Source organism: Microbispora sp. H10885 (genome assembly GCF_014161415.1).
Lineage (GTDB): Bacteria > Actinomycetota > Actinomycetes > Streptosporangiales > Streptosporangiaceae > Microbispora > Microbispora triticiradicis.
Genome location: NZ_JABBWY010000026.1, coordinates 1 through 4,279, shown reverse-complemented (window position 1 = coordinate 4,279; position 4,279 = coordinate 1). Strand labels below are relative to the sequence as shown.

Genomic DNA, 4,279 nt, shown 5'->3' with positions numbered 1-4,279 from the left:
CCGCGCTGTCCTCGGTCGTGTCGACCGCGAAGTTGTTCTCCTGGCCGAGCTTCTGCACCGCCGCGATCCCCTCGGGGATCGAGTCGTGCCGGAAACCGGTCGTCTTCGAGAAGACGAGCACCTTGAAATCAGGGGCCGCCGTGGCCGCCGTGGTGGCGGCCTCGGCGCTCACCGGCGCCGCGAGGAGAGTGATCACTGGCGCGGCGAGGGCGATGGCCGTCGTCGCCGCGCTCAGACGTTTCGGACGTCGTCCGTTGGTTGGCAGGGCCGCGTTGAGCAGCCTGGCCCACGTTCGAGAACGTGGAGACATGGAGAACCCTTTCCTGACTGGGGGGAAGGTCAGGCAAGGCGCGCGCCGCCGCGCTTGTTGCCACTTGGTCGTAGTGGATATTCCGGGGGTGTTTCGGGGTGCTGGAAGGTGCCGTTCCAGGTCTGTGGGGGCCGTCAGTGAACTGCCGGCCGGGGTAATGAATCGAGGATCGAGGTCGGGTCGGCGATGATCTGGTCGACCACCATGCTCGCGGCGCCACGTGACGCGGCGCCGAAGCCGAGCGTGGAGGCGACGAACCGGCACTGAGCGCCGGAGCCGGCCACCACCAGCCGGTTCAGCTGGTCCTGCGCGTGGGGCAGGAGCCACTGGGCCAGCGAGGCGAAGTAGCCTCCGATGACGATCACGCGGGGGTTGAACAGGTTGGCCAGGATCGAGCCGCCGAGCCCGAGCCATTGGCCGACCTGCGCGACCGCCTGCGTCATGCGCCGGTCGCCCGATGAAAGGCCCCGGGCGATGTCGGCCACGCGTTCGTCGGGGTCGGGCACCGGCATGCCGGGCAGCCCGTACGCCTGCTCGGGCATGGCCGCGCGGACCAGTGCGGCCAGCCCGACCTTGGTCTCCCAGCATCCGACGCGGCCGCAGCCGCACTGGTCGCCGTTGGGGTCGACCCGCAGGTGCCCGACCTCGCCGGAGTAGCCGTCCGCTCCGCACAGGAGCCTGCCGCCCGAGATGATGCCACCGCCGACGCCGACCTCTCCGGTGAGATAGACCAGGTCGGGCGTGCCGGCGGCGACGCCCGAGGTGAACTCGGCCAGCGCGGAGAGGTTGGCGTCGTTGTCCACCCTCACCGGAACGTCCAGAGGCCTGAGCATGGAGGTCAGTTCGTCCGCCAGCGGCAGATCGTGCCAGTAGAGGTTGGGCGCGAGCGTCACCACGCCGCGCGCCACGTCCACGAGGCCGGGGACGGCCACCGCGACGCCGGCGGGGACGGCCCGGGCACGTTCCATAGCCTCCGCGGCCTCCTTGGCGACGAGCCCGAGGCGGCGGACGGCTCTGTCGGTGCCGCTGCCCATCGTGTCGAAGGCCACGCGGCGCTCGACCAGCACCCGGCCGCTGAGGTCGGTGCCGTGGACCGCGATGTAGTCGACATTGATCTCCAGTCCGAGGGCGCCGACGTGCGCGCCGTGCAGCGCCACCGCCCGCCTGGGCCGGCCGATCGCGCCCACGTGCTCGACGCCGACCTCCCGCACCAGCCGCCGCTCGAGCAGCTCGGCCATGAGGTTGGAGACGGTGGCCCGGTGGAGCCCGGTCGCGTCGGCGATGTCGGCGCGGGACAGGGACTCGTGGTCACGCAGCTCGCGCAGCACCAGTGAGAGGTTCGCCCTGCGCAGGGCCGCGGGGCCCGCCGCCGTCGGCGTCGCGCCGGCGGAGGTGCGGAGGAGGTTCGGCTCGTACGTCACCTGACCCTCACCCGCCCTTTGTTTGTCTCTGAGATCAATTAATCAGCGTTGTAACACGAGGATGTCCGGACCTGCACCCATCTGTCGAGTAACGAGTTGGCATCGGCGGCCCAACCGCAGCTCAACGACCATCTGTACCTGGGGTTATCGGACTGTTACGGAACCTGCAACCGGTTTCAGTCTTGCGTCTTCCGGAAGTCGCTGGCATTAATTCGGCGAGCCACACGAACTAATTGAGGGAGAGGCGTGGACCGAAGCAGGGCCGACGGCCGTACGGGCGACTCGTTGAGTCGCGGTCTGTCCGCGGGTGTTCCCGCTGACCAGGCCACCGTGCGCCGTTCCAACCTCGCTCTGGTGCTGCGTCACGTGAGCGCCTCGGGCCCGTGCTCCCGGTCGGCTGTCGCGCTCGCCACCGGGCTGAACAAGACCACCGTCACCAGCCTGGTCAGCGAGTTGCAGGCACGCGGGCTGGTGATGGAGACGGGACCGCAGCACGCGGGCTCCGTCGGCCGCCCGAGCGTCGCGCTCGCCCTCGACGGTTCGCGTGTCGGCGCCCTGGGCGTGGAGGTCAACGTCGACTACATCGCCGCCATCGCCACCGATCTGGCCGGCCGGGTGCTCGTGGACCGGCGCGTCGGCTTCGACGCGATGGGGTCCAGCCCGGAGCGCTCGCTCGACGAACTGGCCCTCGTGGTCGAGAAGACCCTGGCCGACCTCGACCGGCTCGGGGTGACGCCCGCGGGTGTCACCGTGGCCATCCCGGGCCTCGTCGACACGATCACCGGCACCGTCGTCGTGGCGCCGAACCTCGGCTGGCACGGAGTGGCGGTCGCGGAGCGGCTGTCCCAGGCGGGCATCCGCCCGGACATCCCCATCGTGGTGGACAACGACGCCAACCTCGCCGCGCTGGCCGAGTACACTTCCGGCTCCGAGGCCGGCACGTCCGACCTGGTCTACCTCACCGGCGAGGTGGGCGTCGGAGGCGGTGTAATCTCCGGCGGGCGGTTGCTGGGTGGAGCGGACGGATTCGCCGGGGAGGTCGGTCACATAATGGTCGATCCCGCCGGTGAGCCCTGCCGCTGCGGCCGTGTCGGCTGCTGGGAGACCAAGGTCGGACTGGCGGCGCTGGTGCGCATGGCCACACCCGACCGTGCGTACGGCATGGGCCGGCAGATCGTCCGTGATCCGGAGGAACGGCTGGCCGAGATCGAGCAGCGGCGGGCGGAAGGCGACCCGAGGGTCGAAGCCGCCATCGCGGAGGTGGGCCGGTGGCTCGGGCTCGGCGCGTCGGTGCTGGTCAACCTCTTCAACCCACGAGTCATCGTGCTCGGTGGCTACTTCGCCAGGCTCGCCGACCGGCTCATCCCCGCCGCCCGGCAGGAGCTGACGCGTCTGGGCATGACCGGCGCCGTCGAACGCTGCCGGTTCGTCGCATCCGATCTCGGCTTCGGGGCGGCGGCACGTGGAGCGGCCGGTGTCGTCGTCGAACGAGCGCTGTCCGATCCCACCGCCATATCGATCCGACATCCGCTGCCATCGGGGTGATCGAGAACTCCGACGACCTGTCCGGCGGCGGACGCCTCTGTCCGCGGGCCGGTTCCGACCCCCCATCCTCTCCTCAGCCGTCCCCTTCGAACGTCCCGTCCGCCTGACCGTGCTCCCCGCTCGGTACTCCCCCCCGCCCATCCCGCGTGCCGTGGCGATGGGACATGCGGTCAGGCGGACGGGATCACCACCACCATTTAGCCATTCCGAGCCCTATCCCACAAGAACGTCCCGCCCGCCTGTACGGCTGTCCGGAGCCGCGTCGGCATCGTTGACGCCGACATCGGTGCCGTAGCGGCGGTGCCAGCCGGCGCCGTCAGGCGGGCGGGGCCCGGCCGCACCCACCCCTAGGAGGCCTCTGTGCAGCCGTCATCGTCCGAGTCGTCCCTGCTGGAGATGCGAGGCATCGTCAAGCAGTTCCCCGGTGTGCGTGCCCTGAACGGCGTCGACCTCGATGTCCGCGTCGGTGAGGTGCACTGCCTGCTCGGCCAGAACGGCGCCGGAAAGTCCACCCTGATCAAGACTCTGGCCGGGGCGCACCAGCCCGACGAGGGAACGATCACCTTCGACGGCCAGGAGGTCCGGCTGACCAGCCCGACGGCCGCCATCCGGCAGGGCATCGCCACGATCTATCAGGAGCTCGACCTGGTGGACGGGTTGAGTGTGGCCGAGAACATCTATCTGGGTCATGAGCGGGCTCGGTTGGGGTTCTCGCGCCGGGGGGAGGCCGAGCGGGCGGCGGCTGAGTTGTTGAAGCGGTTGGGTCATGGGGAGATCCGGCCGCGGATGGAGGTGGGCCGGTTGTCGCCGGCGCACAAGCAGATCGTGAGTATGGCGCGGGCGTTGTCGCATTCGGCGCGGTTGATCATCATGGATGAGCCGTCGGCGGCGCTGGCTCATGACGAGGTGGACAACCTGTTTCGGGTGATCCGGGATCTGACCGCGCAGGGGGTGGCGGTGATCTATATCTCGCATCGGCTGGAGGAGATCCGGCAGATCGGGG

The 4,279-nt window shown here is 70.0% G+C and carries 4 protein-coding genes; 2 read left to right on the top strand and 2 right to left on the bottom strand.

Going from position 1 to position 4,279, the window contains the following annotated elements:
* The coding region (locus HHX37_RS38065) for a ThuA domain-containing protein (protein ID WP_310740677.1) at positions 1-196 on the bottom strand (196 nt) is incomplete at its 3' end.
* A 248-nt stretch (positions 197-444) separates the two neighbouring features.
* Entirely contained in the window at positions 445-1,731 is a 1,287-nt protein-coding gene (locus tag HHX37_RS35290) for an ROK family transcriptional regulator (RefSeq protein ID WP_111701059.1), read from the bottom strand.
* 246 nt (positions 1,732-1,977) lie between these two features.
* Between HHX37_RS35290 and HHX37_RS35285 the strand changes: the two genes are divergently transcribed.
* Positions 1,978-3,276: an ROK family transcriptional regulator gene (locus HHX37_RS35285; protein WP_310738327.1), complete on the top strand. Its 1,299-nt coding sequence runs from the start codon at positions 1,978-1,980 to the stop codon at positions 3,274-3,276.
* A 396-nt stretch (positions 3,277-3,672) separates the two neighbouring features.
* On the top strand, positions 3,673-4,279 hold a 607-nt coding region (locus tag HHX37_RS35280; RefSeq protein WP_182888169.1), incomplete at its 3' end, for an ATP-binding cassette domain-containing protein.